Annotated in this window: 24 protein-coding genes; 11 read left to right on the plus strand and 13 right to left on the minus strand. The window is 60.2% G+C overall.

Annotation, left to right across the window (positions count from 1 at the left end; genetic code table 11):
- Positions 1 to 106: 106 nt before the first annotated feature.
- Positions 107 to 415 (plus strand): hypothetical protein, encoded by a 309-nt coding sequence (locus K290_RS0109970; RefSeq protein ID WP_028751789.1) that lies wholly within the window; start codon positions 107 to 109, stop codon positions 413 to 415.
- Between the two features lie 348 nt (positions 416 to 763).
- Positions 764 to 2,416, plus strand: coding sequence for a DEAD/DEAH box helicase (locus tag K290_RS0109975; protein ID WP_028751790.1), 1,653 nt, complete (start codon positions 764 to 766; stop codon positions 2,414 to 2,416).
- A 111-nt stretch (positions 2,417 to 2,527) separates the two neighbouring features.
- Here the strand turns inward: K290_RS0109975 and K290_RS0109980 are convergent, their stop codons facing one another.
- Positions 2,528 to 3,421, minus strand: a complete 894-nt coding sequence (locus K290_RS0109980; RefSeq protein ID WP_028751791.1) for a DMT family transporter — start codon at positions 3,419 to 3,421, stop codon at positions 2,528 to 2,530.
- Positions 3,422 to 3,427: 6 nt separating this feature from the next.
- Complete coding sequence (locus K290_RS37210; protein WP_154668575.1) at positions 3,428 to 3,568, minus strand: hypothetical protein; 141 nt, start codon at positions 3,566 to 3,568, stop codon at positions 3,428 to 3,430.
- A 251-nt stretch (positions 3,569 to 3,819) separates the two neighbouring features.
- Here K290_RS37210 and K290_RS0109985 point away from each other — a divergent pair, with 251 nt between their 5' ends.
- The 3 genes from K290_RS0109985 to K290_RS0109995 are packed head-to-tail and all read left to right on the plus strand — an operon-like array spanning position 3,820 to position 7,021.
- Positions 3,820 to 5,229: a circularly permuted type 2 ATP-grasp protein gene (locus K290_RS0109985; protein WP_028751792.1), complete on the plus strand. Its 1,410-nt coding sequence runs from the start codon at positions 3,820 to 3,822 to the stop codon at positions 5,227 to 5,229.
- A 7-nt stretch (positions 5,230 to 5,236) separates the two neighbouring features.
- Entirely contained in the window at positions 5,237 to 6,178 is a 942-nt protein-coding gene (locus tag K290_RS0109990; protein ID WP_028751793.1) for an alpha-E domain-containing protein, read from the plus strand.
- A gap of 12 nt (positions 6,179 to 6,190) precedes the next feature.
- Complete coding sequence (locus K290_RS0109995; RefSeq protein ID WP_028751794.1) at positions 6,191 to 7,021, plus strand: transglutaminase family protein; 831 nt, start codon at positions 6,191 to 6,193, stop codon at positions 7,019 to 7,021.
- Between the two features lie 103 nt (positions 7,022 to 7,124).
- Here K290_RS0109995 and K290_RS0110000 read toward each other — a convergent pair whose 3' ends face one another.
- From K290_RS0110000 to chvE, 7 genes are all read right to left on the minus strand, one after another.
- A complete protein-coding gene (locus K290_RS0110000; RefSeq protein ID WP_028751795.1) occupies positions 7,125 to 7,601 on the minus strand; it encodes a cupin domain-containing protein in 477 nt (158 codons plus the stop codon).
- A gap of 180 nt (positions 7,602 to 7,781) precedes the next feature.
- Positions 7,782 to 9,527, minus strand: coding sequence for an L-arabinonate dehydratase (gene araD, locus K290_RS0110005; RefSeq protein WP_028751796.1), 1,746 nt, complete (start codon positions 9,525 to 9,527; stop codon positions 7,782 to 7,784).
- A 63-nt stretch (positions 9,528 to 9,590) separates the two neighbouring features.
- Positions 9,591 to 11,024 (minus strand): aldehyde dehydrogenase family protein, encoded by a 1,434-nt coding sequence (locus K290_RS0110010; RefSeq protein ID WP_028751797.1) that lies wholly within the window; start codon positions 11,022 to 11,024, stop codon positions 9,591 to 9,593.
- A 66-nt stretch (positions 11,025 to 11,090) separates the two neighbouring features.
- Entirely contained in the window at positions 11,091 to 12,089 is a 999-nt protein-coding gene (gene araD1 / locus K290_RS0110015; RefSeq protein WP_028751798.1) for an AraD1 family protein, read from the minus strand.
- Between the two features lie 121 nt (positions 12,090 to 12,210).
- A complete protein-coding gene (mmsB, locus tag K290_RS0110020; RefSeq protein WP_028751799.1) occupies positions 12,211 to 13,422 on the minus strand; it encodes a multiple monosaccharide ABC transporter permease in 1,212 nt (403 codons plus the stop codon).
- Positions 13,422 to 14,957, minus strand: a complete 1,536-nt coding sequence (mmsA, locus tag K290_RS0110025) for a multiple monosaccharide ABC transporter ATP-binding protein (protein ID WP_028751800.1) — start codon at positions 14,955 to 14,957, stop codon at positions 13,422 to 13,424. Before mmsA ends, mmsB begins: the two co-directional genes overlap by 1 nt.
- 105 nt (positions 14,958 to 15,062) lie before the next feature.
- Positions 15,063 to 16,127 carry a multiple monosaccharide ABC transporter substrate-binding protein gene (gene chvE, locus K290_RS0110030; protein ID WP_028751801.1) on the minus strand — a complete coding sequence of 355 codons (1,065 nt, stop codon included), beginning with the start codon at positions 16,125 to 16,127 and terminating at the stop codon, positions 15,063 to 15,065.
- A 270-nt stretch (positions 16,128 to 16,397) separates the two neighbouring features.
- Between chvE and K290_RS0110035 the strand changes: the two genes are divergently transcribed.
- Both K290_RS0110035 and K290_RS0110040 read left to right on the plus strand, forming a co-directional pair.
- On the plus strand, positions 16,398 to 17,405 hold the full coding sequence (locus tag K290_RS0110035; RefSeq protein ID WP_028751802.1) for a LysR family transcriptional regulator: 1,008 nt from the start codon (positions 16,398 to 16,400) through the stop codon (positions 17,403 to 17,405).
- 117 nt (positions 17,406 to 17,522) lie between these two features.
- On the plus strand, positions 17,523 to 18,008 hold the full coding sequence (locus K290_RS0110040; RefSeq protein ID WP_028751803.1) for a hypothetical protein: 486 nt from the start codon (positions 17,523 to 17,525) through the stop codon (positions 18,006 to 18,008).
- Here K290_RS0110040 and K290_RS0110045 read toward each other — a convergent pair whose 3' ends face one another.
- Entirely contained in the window at positions 18,009 to 18,269 is a 261-nt protein-coding gene (locus tag K290_RS0110045) for a hypothetical protein (RefSeq protein WP_028751804.1), read from the minus strand.
- Between the two features lie 246 nt (positions 18,270 to 18,515).
- Here K290_RS0110045 and iolG point away from each other — a divergent pair, with 246 nt between their 5' ends.
- The 4 genes from iolG to K290_RS0110070 all read left to right on the plus strand — a co-directional run bounded on the left by iolG (position 18,516) and on the right by K290_RS0110070 (position 21,061).
- Positions 18,516 to 19,508 (plus strand): inositol 2-dehydrogenase, encoded by a 993-nt coding sequence (gene iolG, locus K290_RS0110055; protein WP_028751805.1) that lies wholly within the window; start codon positions 18,516 to 18,518, stop codon positions 19,506 to 19,508.
- A 214-nt stretch (positions 19,509 to 19,722) separates the two neighbouring features.
- The gene (locus K290_RS0110060) at positions 19,723 to 20,037 is read left to right on the plus strand and encodes an ArsR/SmtB family transcription factor (protein WP_028751806.1); all 315 of its coding nucleotides are present in this window, start codon (positions 19,723 to 19,725) and stop codon (positions 20,035 to 20,037) included.
- Entirely contained in the window at positions 20,034 to 20,393 is a 360-nt protein-coding gene (locus K290_RS0110065; RefSeq protein WP_028751807.1) for an SRPBCC family protein, read from the plus strand. The genes K290_RS0110060 and K290_RS0110065 overlap by 4 nt, the downstream gene beginning before the upstream one ends.
- 44 nt (positions 20,394 to 20,437) lie before the next feature.
- Positions 20,438 to 21,061 carry an ATP-dependent Clp protease proteolytic subunit gene (locus K290_RS0110070; RefSeq protein WP_028751808.1) on the plus strand — a complete coding sequence of 208 codons (624 nt, stop codon included), beginning with the start codon at positions 20,438 to 20,440 and terminating at the stop codon, positions 21,059 to 21,061.
- Positions 21,062 to 21,143: 82 nt separating this feature from the next.
- Here the strand turns inward: K290_RS0110070 and K290_RS33955 are convergent, their stop codons facing one another.
- From K290_RS33955 to K290_RS0110085, 3 genes are read right to left on the minus strand one after another with little or no spacing between them, the layout of a single operon-like run.
- Complete coding sequence (locus tag K290_RS33955; protein ID WP_065091567.1) at positions 21,144 to 22,892, minus strand: CRTAC1 family protein; 1,749 nt, start codon at positions 22,890 to 22,892, stop codon at positions 21,144 to 21,146.
- Positions 22,889 to 24,313 carry a cytochrome c family protein gene (locus K290_RS33960; protein ID WP_051263983.1) on the minus strand — a complete coding sequence of 475 codons (1,425 nt, stop codon included), beginning with the start codon at positions 24,311 to 24,313 and terminating at the stop codon, positions 22,889 to 22,891. The genes K290_RS33955 and K290_RS33960 overlap by 4 nt, the downstream gene beginning before the upstream one ends.
- Positions 24,314 to 24,323: 10 nt before the next feature.
- Positions 24,324 to 25,562, minus strand: a complete 1,239-nt coding sequence (locus tag K290_RS0110085; protein ID WP_028751809.1) for an ROK family transcriptional regulator — start codon at positions 25,560 to 25,562, stop codon at positions 24,324 to 24,326.
- Positions 25,563 to 25,644 lie beyond the last annotated feature (82 nt).

Below are 25,644 nucleotides of genomic sequence, written 5' to 3' on the forward strand. Positions count from 1 at the left end.
AAAATTTAATGTCGCGGCCCTCTTTTTAGCCGCGACTTCGCCCGCTTTTCCACACACCTTCAAGCTCGGCTTCGGCTGGGAGCTGTGTTTTGGGAAAGGGATTTCGATGTCTTTGCTTCGCACTTTAACGACGGCCGGTTTGATCGCGCTGACGCTTGGCAGCGCAACGGCCATAACCACGACCACCGCGGGAGCCTCCGAACGCGGCGCCTTCTTCGGCGGTCTTGCCGCCGGTGTCGTCGGCGGCGCCTTAGCTGCCGAAGCCGTACGACCGGCCTATCCGGTCTACCCGGCTTATTACCCCGCCTATCGAGCCTATTATGCTCCGGCCTACGTACGCGCCTATCCCGACTGCTACTGGGCATGGCGTCGCGACGGCTGGGGACGGCCCTATCGTGTCGAGGTCTGCCGCTGAAGACCATAAAGATCGAGTGCCCCATGCCGCCGGATTCCGGCGGCATTTTCGTCTGTTTGTTGAAAAGCTTTCGACCACACCCCTTGACTTTAGCGGCGATTAAGACCAAATGCGCGTCAGCTTTCACCTTCCGGCCGCCGCGTGAGCGTGCCCTGCGGGACTAGACGTACGCAAGAGAAGGACAAAAGCGCTTTTGAAATGAGACCGCACCCAAGGCGGTCGAACGCGCTGGAAAGCTTTTTCCAACTTACAAGTTCCCACTTCACGCGGGGTTCTTGACGCCAGAGACAGACCGGACCGCATGGTGCGATCCGGCCTATCCGCTTTGGCGCCCCGAAAGGTATTGAATTGACCGATTTTCACTCGCTTGGTCTCTCCAAGCAGATCGTTGACACGCTGTCGCAGAACAACTTCGCGACGCCGACGCCCATCCAGGCACAGGCTATTCCGCTTGTTCTCCAGGGCCGCGATCTCATCGGCCTCGCCCAGACCGGCACCGGCAAAACGGCCGCTTTCGGCCTGCCGATCATCGAAATGCTGCTGAAGGACGCCAAGCGTCCCGACAACCGCACCGTCCGCACCCTGATCCTCGCCCCCACCCGCGAACTGGTGAACCAGATCGCCGACAATCTCAAGCTATTCGTCCGCAAGACGCCGCTGCGGATCAACGTCGTGGTCGGCGGCGCCTCGATCAACAAGCAGCAGCTTCAACTCGAACGCGGGACCGACATCCTTGTCGCTACTCCCGGCCGCCTGCTCGACCTCATCAACCGCCGTGCCCTGTCGCTCGGCTATGTCAATTATCTCGTCCTCGACGAAGCCGACCAGATGCTCGACCTCGGCTTCATCCACGATCTGCGCAAGATCGCCAAGCTCGTCCCGGCCAAGCGCCAGACCCTGCTGTTCTCGGCCACCATGCCGAAAGCGATTGCCGATCTCGCTTCCGACTATCTGACCAATCCGCTGAAGGTCGAAGTCTCGCCTCCGGGCAAAGCGGCCGACAAGGTGGAGCAATATGTCCACTTCGTTGCGGGCCAGAACCACAAGACCGAAATCCTCAAGGAAACGATTTCTGCCAATCCCGATGGCCGCGCCATCGTGTTCCTGCGCACCAAGCACGGCGCCGAGAAGCTGATGAAGCATCTCGACCATGTCGGCTTTGCAGCCGCCTCCATCCACGGCAACAAGAGCCAGGGCCAGCGCGAGCGGGCACTCAAGGGTTTCCGTGATGGTGAAGTCCGCGTTCTCGTCGCAACCGACGTCGCCGCTCGCGGCATCGATATCCCCGGCGTTTCGCATGTCTACAACTACGACCTGCCGGAAGTGCCCGACGCCTATGTCCACCGTATCGGCCGCACCGCGCGTGCCGGCCGCGACGGCATCGCCATCGCCTTCTGCGCTCCGGATGAAATCCGTCTGCTGCGTGACATCGAACGCCTGATGGGCATCGAAATTGCCGTCGCCAGCGGCGAGGCCCCTGCCGATCGCGCCCGTCCGGCCCGCGGCAATAGCCGGGGTGGCCGTGGCAACCAAGGCCGCGGCGGTGCAGGTCAGGGACGTCCGGAAGGCCGTTCGGGTCGCCCCGGCGGCCGTCCGCAGCGTGACGGTGAACAGGGCGAAGCCCGCGCCCGCACGGGTGAACGCCAAGAGCGCCGCCCGCGCGACGATCGTCCGCAGCGCGAGAACAATCGCAATGCCGACTTCCGCGGCCAGCGCCGCGACGAGCGGACGCCGCGACCGGAAGCAGACAATGATCTTGTTTCGACGTCCGATTTCCGTCCGGCCAAGAAGCCGCATCACAACGGCCAGGCAAACGCTGCCGCCGCTCACGAAGCTGGCGCCCATCGCGGCCCCCGCCACGCCCATGGCCGCCCCTCAGGCCGCCACAATGAGGAGCGCGGCCAGGGCCACGCTCACGGGGAACACCGCGAAGGTGGCAACGGCGGCATGAAACGCCGTGGGCCGCGCAACGGCAACGGCCAGCGCCGCGAGCGCGCTTGATCACATGAAGAAGGGGGCGAACGGCCCCCTTTTTTGCGCCTATTCCATACCGGCGGATTTCTTCCGCGATCCAAGCGCTCTCAGTCCCGTTCGGGCGGATAACCGCCGCCCCTATTCCGGCACTATATCCGCCGTGCGCCTGTTCGTAAGATAGACGCCGGTCACGACGATCAACGTGCCGATGATGATCGGCAGGGTCAGCGGTTCGCCGAAAGCGATCGCCGCTTCGATGGCCACCGCAGGCGGCATCAGGTAGATCAACGAGGCGGCGCGCGATACCTGCCCGCGGCGAATAAGATAGAGCAGCAGACCGACCGCGCCCATCGATAGGCCGAAGACCGACCAGCCGAGCGCAAAAAATGCTTCGTGCGTGCCGTCGAAGTGCAGATTTTCGAATGTCAGCGCCAGAGGTGCGGTGACGATGAGAGCGCCGACATATTGCAACGTCGCAATGGTCCGGAGATCACCCGTCTGCAGATGACGCTTCTGATAAAGCGTCCCATAGGTGACGGAAACCATCGCCAACAGATTGACCCCGAGCGGGATAGCCGAGTGCCAGAGATTGGCGGTTTCCGATGACAAAAGCTTCGGCGAGATCGCGATCGCAATGCCGATGAAGCCGAGCAACAGGCCAAGCCGCTGCGTTGGCTGCAGGCGCTCGCCGACCAGATAGGGCGCAGCCATCGCCGTCATCAGCGGCTGGAGGGCAGCAATGATGCCTGAAATCCCCGCAGGCACGCCGCTGGCGATCGCCCACCAAAGACCGCCGAGATAAAATCCGTGCAGAAAGATGCCTGAATAAACAGCGCGGAAGACGCTGGACCAATCTCGCGGCCATTTCGCACCGGTAAAAGCGCAAAACAGAACGAAAGCGAGCGCGGACAGGCTGTACCGGATCATGAGAAAGGTAAACGGACCAGCGTGCATCGCAGCATATTTCGCAACGATCCAGCCCGTAGACCAAAGAAAGACGAAGATTGCCGGCGCGAATGTGTCGAGGGACATGGAGGCTCAGACTGAAATTGATGTCGCAGGCTGGATCCGGGCCTGAATTGAAACCGGAACGTCACATGCGCAGGGCAACCGCTGATAACCGAAGACGATCGAAGCGTCAAAATCGAACCGCTGAAGCCAATCATCAATTTTCTTCATATCAGCCTCTCTGCTGGTTGGCGTGAGGGTTTCGGCAAACCGTTCCACCCTGCCGACGACAAAATAAGCACACGCTTAGATTTTGATCGGAGCGCCGAGGCCGTAAACTCTCGTTTACCGGTGCACCAAGCCAAAAAGCCTGGAATTCCAGCCTTTTCGGCGCCTTCGAAATTCGTGCACGCAAACGCGCATACTTCTTGCATTGTCAAAACTGTTGTATTCAAATGGGAAAAAACATGGGGACCGCGCCTTTGGCATTTGATGAAATGATTACTACGGATGAAAATCCGCGCACGCCTTACGAAAAATATTTCGAGTGGTACTCAGGCCAGGATAGAGGCCACCTCATTGCCAAATCCCGCGATGCGGAAAATATCTTCCGAAAAACGGGCATTACCTTCGCCGTCTACGGTCACGCGGACTCCGCCGAAAAGCTCATCCCCTTCGATATCATCCCCCGCATCATTTCCGGTCGAGAATGGCGCAAGCTCGCCCAAGGCATCGAGCAGCGCGTCATCGCGCTCAACGCCTTCCTCGACGATATCTACCACAAGCAGGAAATCATCCGCGCCGGCCGCATCCCACGCGAACTGATCGAAAAGAACGACGCCTTCCTGCCGGAAATGATCGGCTTCCGCCCCCCAGGCGGCGTCTACACCCACATCGTCGGCACCGATATCGTCCGCACCGGGGAGGACCAGTTCTACGTGCTGGAAGACAATGCCCGCACACCCTCCGGTGTTTCCTACATGCTGGAAAACCGGGAAACCATGATGCAGATGTTTCCGGAGCTGTTCCATCAGAACAAGGTACAGCGGGTCGAGGATTATCCGCTGCTGCTGCGCCAAAGCCTCGCCTCGCTCGCGCCCCGCGGCTGCAACGGCAAGCCGCGCGTCGCCGTTCTGACCCCCGGCATCTACAATTCCGCCTATTACGAGCATTCCTTCCTTGCCGACATGATGGGCGTGGAGCTGGTCGAAGGCTCGGATCTGCGCGTCATTGACGGCAAGGTAAAGATGCGCACGACACGCGGCTACGAGGCGATCGACGTTCTCTATCGCCGCGTCGACGACGACTTCCTCGATCCCCTCACCTTCCGTGCGGATTCGGCCCTCGGCATCCCCGGCATCATGGATGTCTATCGCGCCGGCCATATCACCATCGCCAATGCGCCGGGCACCGGCATTTCCGACGACAAGGCGATCTATTCCTATATGCCGGAGATCGTCGAATTCTACACCGGCCGCAAGCCGATCCTCGAAAACGTGCCGACCTGGCGCTGTTCCGAGCCGGCCAGCCTGAAATACGTGCTGGAGAACCTAGCCGACCTCGTCGTCAAGGAAGTGCATGGTTCCGGCGGCTACGGCATGCTCGTTGGCCCGACCGCCTCTAAGAAAGAGCGGACGGAATTCGCCGAGAAGCTGAAGGCCAAGCCGAACAATTACATCGCTCAGCCGACCCTTTCGCTGTCGACCGTGCCGATCCTGGTCAACAAGGGCATCGCCCCTCGCCATGTCGACCTGCGTCCCTATGTCCTCGTTTCCGACAAGGTGCAGATTATCCCAGGCGGCCTGACCCGCGTGGCACTGAAGGAAGGGTCGCTGGTGGTCAATTCCAGCCAGGGCGGCGGCACCAAAGACACCTGGGTTCTGGAGGACTGAAACGGACATGCTTGGAAGAACCGCGAATGGCCTCTACTGGATGTTCCGTTACATCGAGCGCGCCGAAAACATAGCCCGTCTGGTCGATGCCGGCCAGCGCATGTCGCTGACCCGCAGCGGTGCGGCGGAAGACGATTGGGATGGCGTCCTGCAGAGCGCCGGGGTGCGCGAAGCCTATAACGAGGTGCACGGCAAGCTGACCGGTGCGGACGCGATCGATTACCTGATCCGCGACCGCTCCAATCCGTCGAGCGTGATGTCCTGCATCGATTATGGCCGCAACAATGCGCGCATGGTCCGCACGGCGCTGACCCGCGACACCTGGGAAGCCACCAATGAATGCTGGATCGAGCTGAAGACGTTGCTCGCCAAGCGCCTGAAGACTGCCGAAGTGCCGGAGATGATCGAGGTCATCAAGCGCCGCGCCGGATTGATCCGTGGTGCATTTCATGGCTCGATGCTGCGCAACGAGCTTTACAACTTCGCCCGCATCGGCACCTTTATCGAACGCGCCGACAACACGGCGCGCATTCTCGACGTGAAATATTACGTGCTGCTGCCGTCGATCTCGCATGTCGGTTCGTCCCTCGACAATGCGCAATGGGAATCGATCCTGCGCTCGGTTTCCGCCCATCGCGCCTATAAATGGGCGTACGACCCCGAGTACAAGCCGGCCAACATTGCTGACTTCCTCATCCTCAATGGCCAGATGCCGCGCTCGCTTGCCTATTGCTACGAAAAGATCGTCAGCAATATCGGCTATCTCGGGACCGAGTACGATCAGCGCCTTCCTGCGCACGACACCGCCGATGCTATCCGCAAGATGCTGCAGACGCTTACCGTCAAGAGCATCATGGATCAGGGGCTGCATGAATTCCTGGAGGATTTCGTTTCGCGCAACAACAAGCTCAGTGCGGAAATCTCCGACGGCTACCGGTTCTATCAGTAAGCGGATCACATTATGAGACTGACGATCAGCCATACCACCGAATACCGCTACGACGAACCGGCGCAGTTTTCATTGCAACGCCTGAGGCTCACGCCCCTCACCGGCCCCGGCCAGACCGTCCTCGATTGGAAGCTGACGGTCGAAGGCGCCCATCCGGAGGTGGAATATGAGGATCAGTTTGCCAATCGCGTCACGCTTGTCTCGCTCGACGGCGCACAGGAGGCAACCCGGATCTTCGCCACGGGCGAGATCGAAACGCAGGACCTGAATGGCGTCGTCGGCCAGCATAGCGGCTTCAGTCCGCTCTGGCTTTTCCTGCGGGAAACGCAGCGCACCAAGGCCGGCAAGCTTACGAAGGAATTGTTGCGCAGCCTTTCCGGCGACAACGAACTCGGCAAGATGCACGCACTGATGGGCGCCATCCACCAGATGGTGGAATACAAGCCCGGCACCAGCGACACGGAAACAACAGCAGAACAGGCCTTGGAGAAGAAGAGTGGCGTCTGCCAGGACCACGCCCAAATCTTCATTGCAGGCGCCCGCGCGTTGCAGATCCCTGCCCGTTACGTCTCAGGCTACCTCCTGATGGAAGGAACGCCCGAGCAAGCTGCGACGCATGCCTGGGCCGAAGCGCATATTTCCGGCCTTGGCTGGGTGGGTTTTGACCCGGCCAATGATGTATGCCCCGACGCCCGCTACGTTCGCATCGCCACCGGCCTTTGCTACCGCGACGCCGCTCCCGTCTCCGGCATGCGCCTCGGCACGCCGGGCGAAAGCCTCTCGGTCAAGGTCACGGTTGCGAGCCAGGGGCAAAGCCAAAGCCAGAGTCAGAGCCAAAGCTGAGTTCAGAGCAGTTCATCGCTTCACGGAATCGCTGAACTGCTCTATCTCTTTGTTTTCACGCAATTCCGGACGGAAAACCGCTGCGCACTTTTCCTGGAATTGCTCAGTGCGCCTCGCCATCAGGCAACAGGAATTCTAGCCCGTTGCGCCGTCCGATCTCAACCACACGCGGAATATCCGGCGGTTGTCCACCTGGCGGCGGCAGATCGCGCGTGCCCACCGGCATCGCTTCGCCTGCTTCGGTAAAAAAACCATCGTGAACCCTGCCAGGCGAATTGATGATCAGAAGCCGGCCCGGCCCCGAACCGATATTGCGGAACGCGTGAATGGCGCCCGTCGGTATCTTGACGAAACTACCGGCCTGCGCCTGGACGGTCTCACCATCGACCATGAATTCGAACAGGCCCTCAAGGATATAAAACGCCTCGTCATCATCGGGATGCCTGTTCGGCGGCGCGCCCTCCCCTGGCGCCGTTAGCGTCTCAATAAGGCAATAGGCCCCACCTGTGTCGGCGCTGTGAGCATGAAAACGAAAAAGATTGCCAAAGAGATAGTAGGTATCGGCCTGCAAGGCTGACATAGCGATCCCCCGGATGCCGGATTAAAGATGCGATCCGGAAGGAACTATATCATGAACTGCTGATCAAAGCAGCGCGACCGGAACCATAGACCGACATGCACCACATACCTACCGAACGGCCGCAATATGCGAAAAGGGCGGAACTTTCGTCCCGCCCCTTTCCCATTCCAGTCGCCAAACTTAGTGGCTGTCGCGATTGTTCGGGATTTCCGAGCCGCGCGGGCCGACGAGGAAGTCGAGATCGGCGCCGGTATCGGCCTGCATTACCGACTTCACATAGAGACCGCCATAACCGCCGGCGAGCGGCTTGACCGGGGAAACCCAGGCGGCGCGGCGCTTTGCCAATTCCTCATCCGACACTTCGAGCTGGATGGTGCGGGCCGGAACGTCGACGGCGATGATGTCGCCGTTCTGAACCAGCGCCAGCGGTCCGCCATCGGCAGCTTCCGGAGCGGTGTGCAGGATGACGGTGCCGTAGGCCGTACCGGACATACGCGCATCGGAAATGCGGATCATGTCGGTGATGCCCTTCTTCAGCACCTTCGGCGGCAGACCCATATTGCCGACTTCGGCCATGCCCGGATAACCCTTCGGGCCGCAGTACTTCAGCACCATGACGCAGTTCTCGTCGATGTCGAGATCCTCGCGGTTGATGCGTGCATGATAGTCCTCGATGCTTTCGAAGACCACGGCACGGCCCTTGTGCTGCATCAGATGCGGCGAAGCGGCGGACGGCTTGAGAACTGCACCCTTGGGAGCGAGGTTACCGCGCAGAACCGCGATGCCGCCGGACTGCGTCAGCGCCTTTTCGCGCGGCACGATGACGTCGTCATTGTAGTTGACGACATCCTTGACGCCGGCCCAGATCGTATCGCCGGTAACGGTAATGGCGTCCTTATGCAGCAGGCCCATTTCGCCGACTGCCTTGATGACGACGGGCAAGCCGCCCGCATAGTAGAACTCTTCCATCAGGTGCTTGCCCGACGGCTGCAGGTTGACGATCGTCGGCACTTCGCGGCCAAGGCGGTCCCAATCGTCCAGCGACAGATCGACGCCGACGCGGCCGGCAAGCGCCAGCAGGTGCAGCACGGCATTGGTCGAACCGCCGACCGCGCCATTGACGCGGATCGCGTTCTCAAAGGCTTCCTTGGTCAGGATGTCGGACGGCTTCAAGTCTTCCTTGACCATGTCGACGATGCGACGACCGGAAAGCTGCGAGATGACGCGGCGGCGGGCATCGACAGCCGGAATGGCGGCATTGCCGGGCAGCGTCATGCCGAGCGCTTCTGCCATCGACGCCATGGTCGAGGCCGTGCCCATGGTCATACAGCTACCGGCCGAACGGGCCATGCCCTGCTCCGCATCCATGAATTCATCCAGCGACATCTCGCCGGACTTCACCATTTCGGAGAACTGCCAGATCGCCGTGCCGGAACCGACATCCTTGCCGCGCCACTTGCCGTTCAGCATCGGGCCGCCGGAGACGAGGATGACCGGGATGTCGACCGAGGCGGCCCCCATCAGCAGGCTTGGGGTGGTCTTGTCGCAGCCGCCGAGCAGCACGACGCCATCGACCGGGTTGCCGCGGATCGCTTCTTCCACATCCATGGCCGCCAGGTTGCGGAACATCATCGCCGTCGGGCGCAGCGTGCTTTCGCCGACGGAGAAGACCGGAAACTCGACCGGGAAACCACCCGCCTCGTAGACACCGCGCTTCACGCGCTCTGCAAGGTCGCGCAGATGCGCGTTGCAGGGAGTCAGCTCCGACCAGGTATTACAGATACCGATGATAGGACGGCCGTCGAACGTGTCGGCCGGCAGGCCCTGGTTCTTCATCCAGGAGCGATGCATAATCGCATTCTTGCCGGTGCCGCCGAACCAGTCATAGGAACGCAGCTTACGCGGCCATTCAGCTTTCTTTTTCATTGTCTCAGTACCTTTTGCGTCGCCCAGGCCGCCTCGTTCGCGCCTGGGCTTTGAAATCATTGATTAGGCCAGCGTGTATGCGGTCTTGACTGTGGTGAAGAACTCGGCGGCATATTTGCCCTGCTCGCGCGGACCGAAGGACGAACCCTTGCGCCCGCCGAACGGCACATGGAAATCGACGCCTGCCGTTGGCAGGTTGACCATCACCATGCCGGCTTCGGCATTGCGCTTGAAATGCGTCGCGTGCTTCAGGCTCGTCGTGGCAATACCGGAGGACAGGCCAAATGGCGTGTCGTTGGCCGTTGCCAGCGCCTCTTCGTAATCCTTCACACGAATGACCGAGGCGACCGGCCCGAAGATCTCTTCGCGGCTGATGCGCATCTGGTTCGTCGCCTCGGTAAACAGCGTCGGCTGCAGGTAGAAGCCGGGCGTGTCGCGGCTGACGAGTTCGCCGCCGAAGGCGAGCTTGGCGCCTTCCTGCTTGCCGATCTCTATGTAGTCCGTGTCGGTCTTCAACTGCTTGGCATCGACGACCGGACCGATATGCGTGCCGGCCTTGATGGCATTGTCGACGTTCAGCGTATTCAGCTTCTCCGTCAATGCCGCCACGAACCTGTCATGAATGCCTTCGGTGACGATCAGGCGCGACGAGGCCGTGCAGCGCTGGCCGGTCGAGAAGAAGGCGGAATTGGCAGCCGCCTCGACGGCAACCGTGAGGTCCGCATCGTCAAGCACGACCATCGGGTTCTTGCCGCCCATTTCGAGCTGGTACTTGCGGCCATGCTCGACGGAAGAAAGCGCAACGCGCTTGCCCGTGCCGACCGAGCCGGTGAAGGTGATGCCCGAAAGAACCGGGCTGTCGAGCATCGCTTGCCCCACGACCGAGCCCTTGCCCATGACGAGGTTCAGCACGCCCTTCGGCAGACCGGCGCGGTGGAGAATGTCGACGATCGCCCAAGAACAGCCGGGCACGAGATCGGCCGGCTTGAAGACGATGGTGTTGCCGTAGCAAAGCGCGGGCGCGATCTTCCACGCCGGGATGGCGATCGGAAAGTTCCAGGGCGTGATGATGCCGATGACGCCGAGCGGCTCGCGGGTGATCTCGACGCCAATGTTCGGACGCACCGAAGGAACCACTTCTCCTGCCAGCCTCAGGGCCTCGCCGGCGAAGAATTCAAAGATCTGCGCGGCACGGATCGTCTCACCGATCGCTTCGGGAAGCGTCTTGCCCTCTTCGCGGGCAAGCAGCGCGCCGAGCTCGTCCTTGCGGGCCAGAATCTCCTCGCCAGCCTTCTTCAGGATGGCGTGGCGCTCCAGAATACCGGAGCGCGACCATGCCGGAAAAGCCGCCTTGGCGGCGGCAATGGCATCGGCAACGTCCTGCACACTGGCGCTGGCATAAAGGCCGACGACTTCGTTGGTATCGGACGGATTGATATTCTCGGCGCCGGTCGTACCGGTCCATTCGCCGGCGATCAGATTCTGATGAATGGTCATGGCTTCATGCCTTCCTGGATCTTCTGAGAAACGGCCGGTCACACAGAGGTAGCCGGCCTCGACACATTAGAGCTGGCGAACGGCCACGTGCTCCTCGGCGGCGATAGCGAGCGGATTGCGCAACGGCAGACCGAAGTCGGCAACTTCGATTTCGAAGACATCGCCGGCTTCCGGCTTGATTCCCTCCGCGAAGGAAAGCGTCGCTGTGCCAAACATATGGACATGGACGTCGCCGGGAGTGCGGAACAAGCCGTACTTGAAATGATGGTATTCGAGATTGGCGAAAGTATGCGACATATTCGCCTCGCCCGAGAGGAAGGGCTTTTCGAAGATCACCTTGTCGCCGCGCTTGATGCGCGAAGTGCCCCGGATATCTTCCGGTGCAGCGCCGATACGGATTTCCGGGCCGAAGCTTGCGGGGCGCAGCTTGGAGTGGGCGAGATAGAGATAGTTGATCCGCTCGGTGACGTGATCGGAAAATTCATTCGAGAGCGCAAAGCCGATGCGGAACGGTGAGCCGTCCTTGGCGATGACGTAGATGCCCGCCATCTCTGGCTCCTCGCCGCCATCGAGCGCGAAAGACGGGGATACGAGTGCGGCGCCGGGTGCCGCCGCGCCATAGCCGTTGCCCTTGTAGAACCATTCCGGCTGCACGCCCTTTTCGCCGGCCTTCGGCTTACCGCCTTCGATGCCCATCTTGAACATCTTCATCGAGTCGGTCAGCGTCTCCTCGGCAGCTTCCGTCGTCTTCTTGTGCATGGAATCGCGGGTCGCAGCGGAGCCGAGATGGGTCAGTCCGGTGCCGGTCAGATGCAAGTGGGCGGCATCGGGATGGGTGATCGGCGGCAGGAACCGACCTTCCGCATATGCTTTTTCCAGATCGATCTCCTCGCCGAACCCATGCGCCTCGATGACGGAGACGAGAGATTTGCCGTTATCGGCAGCTTCCATCGCCAAGGCGTAGACGCTGTCGGCGTTCACAACAGCCTTCGCGGAAGTGCCCGGCCCATTGCGCACGGCGACGACGATCCCGCCATTCGAACCCTTGATCTGGGAAATGAGCATGTTTTTTCATCCTTTTCTAACGGACAGAGATCGGATGCAGTTTCCCGCTCCGGCTCTCAGGGAGAGCCGGACTCTGTCATGGGTTTGGTTTTAGATCGTTGGCTGGTCGCGCGGGCCGCGATCAGCCCCGGTTCTTGTTGTAGACGTCAAGGAAGACTGCGGCGAGCAGCACCGCGCCCTTGACCATCTGCTGGTAGTCCGTGCCCAGGCCGTGCAGCGACATGCCGTTGTTCATGACGCCCATGATGAAAGCGCCGATGACGGCACCGGTGATTTTGCCGACGCCGCCGGAAGCAGAAGCGCCACCGATGAAGCAGGCTGCGATAACGTCGAGTTCCAGACCCGTGCCGCCCTTGGCCGTGGCCGAGTTCAGACGTGTGGCAACGATGATGCCCGCCAGGCCGGAAAGCACGCCGATGTTGACGAAGGTATAGAAGCTCAGGCGCTGGGTATTGATACCCGACAGCTTGGTCGCCTTTTCATTGCCACCCATGGCGTAGATGCGGCGACCGATCGTCGTGCGGCGCGTCATGAAGGCATAGCCTGCGATCAGCACCAGCATGAGGATCAGGACGTTCGGCAAGCCCTTGTAGGTGGACAGTAGATAGCCAAGAAACAGGATCGCTGCACTGATCAGCAGGTTTTGCGCCATGAAGAAGCTGAAGGGCTCCACATCGATGCCATGGCTTTCATTGACCTGACGGCGACGCCAGGCGAGAACGAAGAGAACGACCGGGATGATAACGGACAGCAGCAGCGAGGTGGAGTGGATCGTCCCCATGTCGATGAAGTCGGGGATGAAACCGGTGCTGATCAACTGATAATCCGGCGGGAACGGACCGATGCTGGTACCGCTACCTGCAGCCGTCATGACCGAAAGGGTCAAACCGCGAAAGATCAGCATGCCCGCAAGCGTCACGATGAAGGACGGTATGCGATGATACGCGACGAAATAGCCCTGCGCAGCGCCGACCGCGCCGCCAAGCGCAAGGCAGATCACCGTCGCCAGCACGTAATTCATGTGCCACTCGGCAATGAGAATGGCCGCGACCGCACCGATGAAGCCGACGATCGAGCCGACGGACAGGTCGATATGCCCCGCGACGATCACCAGCAGCATACCGAGAGCCACGATGACGATGAACGAATTCTGCAGGACCAGGTTTGTGAGGTTCAGGGGCCTGAAGAGAACGCCGCCAGTGGAAATCTGGAAAAACAACATGATCGCGATCAGCGCGATCAACATGCCGTATTCCCGGATGTTGTTGCGGATGTATTCGCCAATGGAAACCACGTGGCTGGTGTCTTCGGTGGCTGGGCTGGCCGTAGTCATTAGTGCTTCTCCCCTGAGCGCATGATAGCGCGCATGATACTTTCCTGGCTCGCCTCTCCCTTCGGCAGTTCGGCGACGATCCGTCCTTCGTTCATGACGTAGATGCGGTCGCAGGTGCCGAGAAGCTCGGGCATTTCCGATGAGATCATCAGAACGCCCTTCCCGTCGGCGGCAAGCTGGTTGATGATGGAATAGATTTCGTATTTGGCGCCGACGTCGATGCCTCGCGTCGGCTCGTCGAGGATGAGCACCTCGGGATCAGAGAACAGCCACTTCGACAGCACCACCTTCTGCTGGTTGCCGCCGGAAAGATTGACCGCTTCCTGAAAAACGCCGGAGCTGCGGATACGCAGCTTGGAACGGTAGTTGTTCGCGACCTGCAGCTCGCGGATATCGTCGATCACGGTCGCCTTGGAAACACCGAACAGGTTGGCGAGCGTCGTATTATGCAGGATGCTTTCAGTAAGGACGAGGCCGAGCTGCTTGCGGTCCTCGGTAACATAGGCGAGACCGGCGTCGATTGCTCTCCGCACCGTGCTGACATCCACAGGCTTGCCTTCGAGCAGCACCTCGCCGCTGACCTTGTGGCCATAGGATTTGCCGAAGACGCTCATGGCGAATTCGGTGCGGCCGGCACCCATCAAGCCGGCAATGCCGACTACTTCGCCCTTGCGGACGTTGATATTGATGTTGTGCAGCACCTGACGGTCGCGGTGCTGCTGATGGAAAGCATTCCAGTTCTTGACTTCGAAGATCGTCTCGCCAATCGGCACCGAACGCGGCGGATAGCGGTCCGCGAGCTCGCGTCCGACCATGTTGCGAATGATGATGTCTTCGCTGATCTCTTCTTCGTGACAGTTCAGCGCTTTCACGGTCATGCCGTCGCGCAGCACCGTGATTTCGTCGGCCACCTTGCGCACTTCGTTGAGCTTGTGCGTGATGATGATCGAGGTGATGCCCTGCTTGCGGAACTCCATGAGGAGATTGAGAAGCGCGTCCGAGTCGCTTTCGTTGAGCGATGCGGTCGGCTCGTCGAGAATGAGAAGCTTCACGCTTTTCGACAAGGCCTTGGCAATCTCGACGAGCTGCTGCTTGCCGACACCGATGTCGGTCACGAGCGTGTTCGGAGATTCCTTGAGGCCGACCTTGGCGAGGAGTTGCTTGGTGCGGTTGAATGTTTCCTGCCAGTTGATCACGCCTTTGGCGCCGACCTCGTTGCCCAGGAAGATGTTTTCGGCGATCGACAGAAGCGGCACGAGCGCCAGCTCCTGGTGGATGATGATGATGCCGACTTCTTCGGAGTCCTTGATGGTCTTGAACTGGCGGACTGCGCCATCATAGAAGATGTCGCCGTCGTAGCTGCCGGCCGGATAAACGCCCGAGAGTACCTTCATCAGGGTGGACTTGCCGGCCCCGTTTTCGCCCACCAAAGCGTGGATTTCGCCCTGCCGGACTTTCAGATTGACATTTTCCAAAGCGTTCACGCCGGGGAACGACTTGGTGATGCTCCGCATTTCGAGGATGGTATTGTCCATGGTCCGTATCCAACGCCACGCCCGAACATAGCAGACCGGGCGATCGTCATAAATATCAGAGCCAGGGCCCGCCTTTCGGTGAGCCCTGGCCGGTATGTCGGAAGATTACTTCAGCTGATCAGCCTTGTAATAGCCGCTCTCGACGAGAACCTTCTCGTAGTTGGTCTTGTCGACGGCAACCGGGGTCAGCAGGTAGGACGGAACGACCTTCACACCGTTGTCGTAGGTCTTCGTGTCGTTGACTTCCGGCGTCTTGCCTTCCATCAGAGCGTTGACCATGTTGACGGTGACCTTTGCGAGATCACGGGTGTCCTTGAAGATCGTGGAGTGCTGCTGGCCAGCGATGATGGACTTGACCGACGGAATTTCGGAGTCCTGACCGGTAACGATCGGCAGCGGCAGGTCGGCGGTGCCATAACCTACGCCCTTGAGCGAGGAGATGATGCCGATGGAGAGACCGTCATACGGAGACAGAACGGCGTTGACGTGTGCGTCGGTGTAGTTAGCCGACAGCAGGTTGTCCATGCGGGCCTGAGCCGTTGCCGGGTCCCAACGCAGCGTGCCGACCTTGTCCATGCCCATCTGACCGGACTTAACGACCAGCTTGCCGCTGTCGATGTACGGCTTCAAGACGGACATTGCGCCGTCATAGAAGAAGAAGGCGTTGTTGTCGTCCGGCGAACCGCCGAAGAGCTCGATGTTGAACGGGCCCTTGCCGTCCTTGAGGCCGAGGCCGTCGACGATCGAGTTAGCCTGGAGAACGCCGACCTTGAAGTTGTCGAAGGTGGCATAGTAGTCGACGTTGCCGCTGTCGCGGATCAGGCGGTCGTAAGCGATGACCTTGATGCCGGCGTCGTGAGCCTTCTGCAGAACGTCCGACAGGGTCGTGCCGTCGATTGCTGCGATGACCAGAACCTTGACGCCCTTAGTGACCATGTTCTCGATCTGCGAGAGCTGGTTCGGAATGTCGTCGTCGCCATACTGCAGGTCGGTGCCGTAGCCGGCAGCCTGAAGCTGCTTGACGATGTTGTTGCCGTCATCGATCCAGCGAGCAGAAGCCTTGGTCGGCATGGAAATACCGACGGTGCCCTTGTCCGCCGCGAAGGCAGGCGCCACCAGAGTAGCGACGCTGAACGCAGCGGCCGCCATCAATGAGATAATGGATTTCATTACTCTCTCCCTTGTTAATAATGCGGCGGACGAAAACGCCCGCCCGAAACTGCGGCAGGTTCCGTAGAAGGAATGGTTACTTCTAATTGTGAGAAACGAAGTAGGTCTCCTCCACGCTCTCACGTGCATGAGCTGCACCCAGCGCACGACCGGCAAACTCGTACGATTTCGTATAACTGTCAAATAGAATAACTGGCACAACATATATCTAGTTTGGTATAATGTTAAAAAATAGTACTTTTTTGCCGACGAATGGGAAATTTGGCCATGATGGAGAAAATATATAGCGATTATCCGGCCGAAAACATCGAGATTCACTCGGACAGTTTTCGCGACGACACGCTGCTCAAGGCCGGCTTGAAGCTCAATCACCTGCGCATGATCGTCACAATCGAGGATCATGGACAGATTTCGGCTGCCGCTGAGTCGATGAACATCTCACAACCTGCGGCTTCGCGCATGCTTTCGGAAATGGAGTCGATCGTCAAAAGCCCGCTCTACGAACGTGTCGCACGCGGCGTCGTGCTGACGCCCTTCGGCTTGGCGCTGGCGAAGCGAGCGCGCAAGATCCTCCTTGAACTGCGCGAGGTGAGCCGTGAGATCGGCGAGCTCAGGACCGGCAAAGGCGGCTCGGTCTTTCTCGGTGCCGTCACCGCACCCGCAATCAGCCTGGTTGTGCCGGCGATCCAACGCGTGACGCGCGCCTATCCCGGCATCGAGATCAATATCGAGGTCGAAACCAGCAACGTGCTTGCGCGTGAACTGCTCGCCGCCCGCCACGATTTCATCATCAGCCGCATTCCCGACGAACTCGACCCCCGTCTGTTCAACGCTCATGAGATCGGGGTGGAGAAGGCCTGTCTCATCGTCCGCAATGGCCATCCGTTGTTGGAGAAGGGCATTGCCAGCCTTGAGGACCTGCCGGGCTATGACTGGGTCTTCCAACCGCCCGGCACATTGTTGCGGCGAAAGGTGGAAGACATTTTCATCAGGGCCGGCGTGCCCCTGCCGGAAAACATCATCAACACCTCTTCCCTTCTTCTGACGCTTGCCATTGTCTGCAAGACCGACGCCATCACCCCGATCGCGCTGGACATGGCGCAGTTCATCTGCGGGCAGACATCGCAAGCCGGCGAATCCTGCATCCTGCCGATCGATTTCAATATCGAAGTGAAGCCCTACAGCCTCATCACCGCCCGCGAGCGCGCCATGCCGCCGAGTGCCCGGCTGCTGCACGACATGATCCTGGAGGAAAGCAGGAATCCTTATCCGGCGTGAATTTGCCGGAGGATCGCCTGCCGTTTCCTTCGGGACGCTCTTCGGTCGGCGATCGGCTTACGGCCATAAGCTCCGCGCCAACTTGCGCAGCTATCCCGGACATCGTTGGAGGCAGACATGTTGTTCGGGCAATCGCTGTTTCAATCCGTCCTCGATCGTCTCGACGCGGAAGAAGAAAATGCTGAAAAGAACGAGGCGGCGCATCGCATCCGCGGCCTCAATGTGAGCTTCGCCGCAAGCGTTTTCGGAGGCGAGCCGGCGGCATCCTCCCGTCCGGACGATGCCTATGTCGACAATCTCGGCAATGAGATCCCCTCGCTCGAGCCAATGCCGCCGGAGTCCGAATCGAAAGAGCCCGAGCCGACTGAGCCGGAGCCGCCGGTGATGCCGGACTATCTCGCACGAACCTCGCGGGAAGAAGTGGCGGCCGAGCTGGCGATCTCTTCGCAGACCACGCTTCAGTCTCTTCACGAAAAACGCCGCGTTTTCGCCAAGGCCAATCATCCGGACAGCGTCGCCCCGCCCTTCCGCGAGCAGGCGACGACGCGCATGATGATCGCCAACCAATTGATCGACGAGGCCATACGGCGCCTCGCGCGCTAACTACTTCTTCTCGTCCGCCGGCTCATCCTCTTCCGGCTCATCGCTCGCCACAGCGCTTTCGGCCTGAGACTTGGGCGGCTGCGGATTGAAGCTGAAGAGCAGCATCCAAGCGGCATAGACGCCAAGGCCGCCCGCGAGGACTGCCCAGAAAGGCTGCGGCCCCAGAGCCTCGACGATCGCCCAGCCCAGGCAGACGGCAACGATCAGAACCCGCACCCAAAGCGGCTTATAGACAGGATGGTTGGGATCGATCAGTTGCATGGGCCTCGTTCGCCTGTTGGAGAGAACCTGTCTTTAGCGCATGATTTCGAAAAGTGCGAAACGGTTTTGAAAAGATCACGCCGATCAAATCTCGCATTAGGGCGGCGATTGGAGAAAAAGCCATTTTCGCGACATGAATTTCAGAATTGTGAAATGCTGGCGGCTTGACGCCGCCATTGGAAAATGGAATGAAAATTCCATACGGATCATTATTCGGTTTATTTGTTCCGAATTAGGGAGATGAAGATGACTGTCAGATTTGGTCTGCTCGGCGCCGGGCGCATCGGTAAAGTGCATGCGAAAGCCGTGAGCGGCGATGCCAACGCCAAGCTCGTCGCAGTTGCGGATGCATTTCCGGCCGCCGCAGAAGCGATTTCCTCTGCCTACGGCTGCGAAGTCCGCACCATTGAAGCGATCGAAGCCGCCAAGGACATCGACGCCGTCGTGATCTGCACGCCGACCGACACGCACGCAGATCTTATCGAGCGCTTTGCCCGTTCCGGCAAGGCAATTTTCTGCGAAAAGCCGATCGATCTCGATGTTGCCCGAGTCAAGGCCTGCATCAAAGTAGTCGAAGAAGCGAAGGGCAAGCTGATGGTCGGCTTCAACCGTCGCTTCGACCCGCATTTCATGGCGGTCAAGAAGGCCATCGACGACGGCCGCATCGGCGCGGTCGAGATGGTGACGATCACCTCGCGCGATCCCGGCGCCCCACCGGTCGACTATATCAAGCGCTCCGGCGGCATTTTCCGCGACATGACTATCCATGATTTCGACATGGCCCGCTTCCTGCTCGGCGAAGAGCCGGTTTCCGTGACCGCCACCGCCGCAGTCTTGGTCGACAAGGCGATCGGCGAAGCCGGCGATTACGACAGCGTCTCCGTTATCCTGCAAACCGCGTCCGGCAAGCAGGCGATCATCTCCAACTCGCGCCGCGCGACCTATGGCTACGACCAGCGCATCGAGATCCACGGCTCGAAGGGCATGGTCGCGGCCGAAAACCAGCGCCCCTTCTCCATCGAAGTCGCCAATGGCGACGGCTATACCCGCCCGCCGCTGCATGATTTCTTCATGACCCGCTACACCGAAGCCTATGCCAACGAGATCGCAAGCTTCATCGCCGCGGTCGAAAAGGGCACCGCGATCACGCCATCCGGCGCCGACGGCCTCGCCGCGCTCAAACTTGCGGACGCCGCTGTTCAATCCGTCAAGGACGGGAAGCTGGTTAAGGTCGACTAAGCCGTCGCTGCACCCGCAAAAGGATATTGCTCGTCTTACAAGTCCGTCGCGATTTACTTCGCGGCGGACTTTTTCTTTGGCTGCGCCATCGCAGCGCATGATCGTGACTTTTGACGAGCACTAGTGGGTCTGCCGCCGTCAATCCGAGACTCAATTGCCCAAGCTGTCGCGGAAAGCCCTTGCGAATCACATAAGTACGTGCTTATCTGTTACCATGATCGAGAACGAGATATTCCGGGCTTTGGCAGACCCTACTCGCCGCGCCATCTTTGAAAAGCTGGCCGCGGGCAGCATGAATGCCAGTGGCTTGCGCGAAGGCATGGAGATCAGCCAGCCGGCGATGTCCCAGCACCTAGCGGTCCTGCGGAGCGCCGGGCTGGTCAGAGAAGAACGACAGGGGCGTTTCGTGAATTACGAAGTCGATCCGGAGGGGCTCGCCCTCATCGCCCAATGGCTGGCGAAATACCGCGCCTACTGGCCTGCTCGGATCGAAGCTCTCAAGGTCTTGCTGAAGGATATGGACCAATGAACGAACTGGATATTCTCGAACGAAAAAGCAATATCGAACTCGAATACGACCTCAACGAGCCTCCGCAAAAGGTCTGGCGCGCAGTCAGCACCCCTGAATTGCGAGAAAACTGGCTGCCCAGCAAAGCCTTGGCCGACCGCGACGCGATTTCCGTCACACCGGGCGAAGAGGTCCGCTACAGGCTGCGGGATGATGAGCCACCATTCCTTGAAAGCACAGTGACGTTCAAGATTGCCCCGAACGCTAACGGCGGCACGAGCCTGCGCATCATCCACGAGCTTGATGATGTGAGGCTTCGAAGGACTGCAAAAGCTGCGGCGAACAACAACGGCGTCTCCGTCATGCGCGCCGCCTGACACGCAGGATCTGTCAACAATTTCAAAAATATTGGAGTTCGCCGATGCGCGAAGCGATGCAACTCGTCCCTATGGTCGTGGAACAATCCAGCAGAGGAGAGCGGTCTTTCGACATCTATTCCCGTCTGCTGCGCGAGAGGATCATCTTCCTCAACGGTGAGGTGAACGATGCCGTCTCGGCGCTTGTCTGCGCGCAACTGCTGTTTCTCGAGGCGGAAAACCCGAAAAAGCCGATCAGCCTTTATGTCAATTCGCCGGGAGGTGTCGTGACCAGCGGCCTCGCCATGTACGACACCATGCGTTACATCCGCGCGCCGGTGCATACGCTCTGCATGGGGACGGCTCGTTCGATGGGGTCGTTCCTGCTGATGGCCGGCGAGCCAGGCCAGCGCACCGCTTTGCCCAATGCCAGCATCCATATCCATCAGCCCCTGGGCGGCTTCCAGGGCCAAGCCTCTGACATGCTGATCCACGCTGAGGAAATCAAGCGAACCAAGCATCGCATGACGCGGCTCTATGCCGAACATTGCGGCCGTTCCTATGATGAATTCGAACGCGCCATGGACCGCGACCACTTCATGACGGCAGAAGAAGCTCTGGAATGGGGATTGATTGACCGCATTCTGCACGTTCGCGCGGAAGATCCGCTTTCGGGCTCAGCCTATTGATTTTAATAGCGGCGCCGCCGCCTTATGCATGAGGCTGCGTATTTGGTTGAACGCCGGTTGCCCGGCCTTCTCTTTCATTTTCCTATTTTGTCACCGGTTGATCGCCCGTCTGTTGCCCAGCGGGTGCCGGCGTCACGGCAGCCGGTTGCGCGGCAACCTGATCCGCATTTGCCGGCGGCGCAAACCAGTATTTAGCCGATGTGGTGCCCCGCTTGATGACGACGTGCTGGTTGGCAAAAATGCGATAGGGCTGGCTCCATTCTCCGTCCGGCCACTGCACGCGCACCACCGCGCGTTCGTTGGTACCAAGACCGAAATGTGTGAAGCCGACATGGCCTGACGCGTGGCCGCCGCCGACCTGTACGCGCTGCACCTGCGTCTGCGTGCCCGCCCGGACATTGATGGTCGCGCCGATGCCCATATGGTTGATCGGGTCGTTGTCCAATTCGATTTCGGTCCAATTGCCCAGCGGGCGGTAGCCCCAGTCGGTCTTTGCGCCGAGATTGCGGAACAGGAAAGCGCGCTGCATGCGGTTGACGACGAGAATGTCGAGCATGCCGTCATTGTTGAAGTCCTCGACCACGGCGCCGCGCCCCTTGCCAGGAAGCGCAATGCCGGCCTCGTCTCCCTTCTCGGTGAACTTGCCGTCGAAGTTGCCGAGCAATAAATTGTCGGGATCGCTGCTCGCAAAATCCGGCATGGCCTCGACATTGCCCTTGGTCAAAAACAGATCCATGTTGGTATCGTTGTTGATGTCGGCGAACTGCGCATGCCAGGCCGTCGACGGCCGATGGTCCTTGCCGATATAGGGTCGATAGGCGGCAGCTCCCTTTTCATAGGCTGTATCGCGATAGCTCGGGCTGTTGTCATCGGCCTCGTCGTTGAGTTCCTGCAGCTTGTTGTCGCCCATCGACGTGATGAAATATTCCGGTTTGCCATCCGCCTTCGGATCGGCTTCTGCCAGGCCCATGCCCCAGATCTTCAACGACGCCCAGCCTTCGGCGGTCGTATATTGCCGCGGCGGCCGTCCCGGTGCGATGTCCCAGAGCTGCTCCTGTCCGCCGCGATAATATTGCCGGTCATTGGCGACTCGCAGCGAATCCTGGCCCGAATGGTTCCAATCGGTGAACAGCATCGACAGTGTGCAATAGCTCGGCTTCAGCGGCAGCGGATTGGAATAGTCGACCTTGTCATGGCTGACAGGACGATCGAAAACATTGTCGCTGCAGGTGCCGAAGGGCGTTCCCGGCGCATAGCGGTCAACATAGTTGCCGAAAGCAAGCGTCGGATATTTATTGCCGGCTTCCCAGGTGGCTGCAAAAGCGACCGTCCAGTCCTTGCCCGCATCGAAGGCGAAGGTGCGATTGGCTTTTTCGAAAGTGCAGTCCGGACCGCCCTTCAGGATAATATTCTCACCAAGCCGCAGCAGGACGACGTCCGTATAATCGTCATTGTCGATATCGATCGGGTAGACGCCGAGGACCGACCGGAGATCTTTGTCGGAAAGATCGATCGGCCTCTCTTTGAATTTCAGTGCGCCGCCTGTCTCGCTTTGATTGACATAAAGTGCCAACGGGCTGGTGCCACCGGCCATCATGAGGTCGGGCTTGCGGTCGCCGTTGCAGTCGAAACTGGCGACGCCGCCGCCGACGAAATATTCCCAGCCGCCGGTATATTGATGATCTATGCCGGCAGCGACCGCTTCCTCCTGGAAATGCGGAACGTCCATTAGAAAAGGTGCCGGCGCGGGCGTGTCCTCGGCGAAACCGCCAGGCGTGAACGAGAACGAAATCAAGCCGGCAACGGCAAAAAGGGCTGCGATCTTCTTCATTGGTTCACCCCTGCCTGCTCGATGACCAGCGTCTTGAGGAAAGCGACGATACGGGCACGGTCGTCATCGGACGCGCCGACATAGGCGTCGCGGGCAGCGCGTCCGTCGCCGCCATGGGCGCGAATGACACCGTCCAGGGTCGTGATATCGTTCCGATGGCCATAGGGCGCCGTCGAAGCGACGCCCCAAAGCTCCGCCGTCATGAAGATATTGCGATCGACAAAGCGTTGCGCCAGAAGCTCGTTGCCGAGCTGGTCGACGGTGCTGTCGGTCATGGTGTGGCGCTTGAGATCGCCGAACAGCGGCACCAGCACCTGCCCCTTATCATTGCGCTTCAGCTTCTTCGTCCAGTCGAGCTGTGCGAGATCGTAGACAGCCGGGTCTTTCACCTGCGAGACGTTCAGCGTGCCGGCAACATCGTTCGGACCCGGATCGGAGAAGGAGAGACTGTCGAGCGGCAGGCTTGTCCTGTGGCAGGCCGTGCAGCCCATGCCGTCGAACAGCTTTTCGCCCGCTGCCGCCATATCGCGCCATTGGGTATTGTCCGGCACCTTCTGCACCGGCGCCGGCAAGGTTGCCTGCCAGGCGACAAGTGCTGAAACGTCGCCGTCGCTGATCTCGTCGGCATGTCCGTCGCCATCGAAATCCTTGGTCCCCGTCCAGCGGCCACCAAAGCGTTCTATGGGCTCCATGCCATGATGCTGGTTCAACGCATTGACGGTGAACTGTCGGAGCGAGGTCATCACCCCCTTCTGGCTGAAGGGTCGGATGACAAGATCCATGTCGACGCCGTCAAGTTCCTGCATATCGACTAGACCACTGGGCTGCGCGGTCAGCCAGCCGAATTTGACGCCCTTGCTTTCAAGCGCGACGCGCTGGGACTGGCCGGTTTTGGCCGCAAGCGTGATCGCGCCGGCGCGCTGGCGCTGCAGATCGACGGTCATTTCACGCGCCAGAAGCTCGATCAGACCATCGCCGAACAGGCTGTTGGTGCCGCGCTCATTGGAGAATTGCGGATCGGTCGTGTCGAAATCGGCGCTCTCGAAACCTTTGGACACGAAGACATTGGTGGTGAAATCGCCGGCGCCACCCGGGAACGGCATGTTATGGCAGGAGGAGCAGGCATTGGCGTCGACACCGGCCGTGCGGCTGAATTCGTTCATCACCGGATGCTTGCGCTTGGTCGGCACGATCGCCTGCGTGGCGCCGGGGCGCCCTGCCCCATCCTCCACCGTGAAGCGCGCGGTAAACAGAGCCTCACCGATCTTGATGAGGGTCTTGAGCTGTTCGACCGTCTGATGGCCGGAAACCTCAGGCCCGGCCTCGCCCACTGCCGCGGTCTTCTCCTCCCAAGGCTCAGCCGCGAAAGCGGGCAATCCCGTCGCGACAAGACGAAGGCACATGAGTGCCATTCGTTTCATAACCCCCTCCTCAACCAGTCTGGCTATTCAACTCCGCAACCACACCCGATCTGACGATGTCCTCATCCATCATCGCCAGCGCGCGGTTGAGATGCCCGTCGAACACCAGCGTCGGTTCGTCCGCCATCACCCGCAACTCCGGCATGCCCTCCATGCGCACGACATGCGATTCCGCCAACCCCTCGGAAATGCCCTCGAGCAACAGGTCGTAATACCGCGTGCCCGGGCCGGTGATCGCGATCGGCATGCTTTCATGCAGGCTGAGCACGCGCGACAGGCCGATGCCGAGCGCCAGTCCCGCCTGGCGGAAGGCGATAATGTTGCGGCGGCTGCCTTGCCGGGCGCTGGCGGCGATCTTGTCGAGTTCGGCGATCGGCACGAATTTCGCGGGGATCGTATCCAGCGGCACGTCGAAGGCGGCGCGCAGGATGGCATAGAAGCCGGCATAGGCCTCGATGCAGCCGCGCGAGCCGCAGCGGCAAAGACCGCCGCCCGACATGTGCAGCATATGGCCGAAATTCGGCGCCGATATTTCGTGCTTTCCTTCCTCGCCGCGGCGCACGATGCCGAGGCCGATGCTGTGGCCGAGCGAGAGTGCGGCAAGCGCCCGGAAGTCGCGGCCCTTTTTATTCTCCTCCTGCCGCCCGACGGCAGCGGCGACGAGCTGTGTCTCGTTGCCGAGGATAACTTTCGCCGACCATTCATCGTGCAGCACGGCGGCAAAATCGATCTGCTCGCGCCCGAAGATCGGCGACCAGCGCAGCACCGGCTCCGAACTCTCGACAAGGCCCTTGCTGCTGATCGAAATCATCAGGACCTTGTCGCGCGACAATCGCGAGCGGGCGACGATCCGGTTCAAGGCATCGCGCAGCCCCGTGACGAAGGAGCCGACACCCGAGACGTTCTGTTGTCTCTCCTCCGTGAAACGGTCGATCAGCCGGCCGGCATAATCCACAAGCGAATACTGCACCGCATCCGACGAAATGATGACGACGATGAGATAGCCGCAATCGCGCCGCTGCGAGAACAGCACGCGCGGTCGGCCGCGTCCACCGGCAGCCTGCTGCTCCGCTTTCTCGATGATCTGCGCCCGCTCCAGATCGGTGGTGATGACCGATACCGTCGCCGACGAAAGCTTGGTGAAATCAGAGAGTTCCGTATGGGCGAGCGGACCGTGACGGCGCAGTGCCGTCAGCACCAGAACACTGTTTTTCTGGCGGACCAATTCGGTGCTCGATTTGGCCAGCATTATCAAGCCTCCCGCTCATGCCATCCTCCTCTCCGCATCTCCGGCGGGCTCTTGTTCGGCGGCCGATTAAACCTGAAGATGC

It is taken from the genome of Rhizobium leucaenae USDA 9039, assembly GCF_000426285.1.
Taxonomy (GTDB): domain Bacteria; phylum Pseudomonadota; class Alphaproteobacteria; order Rhizobiales; family Rhizobiaceae; genus Rhizobium; species Rhizobium leucaenae.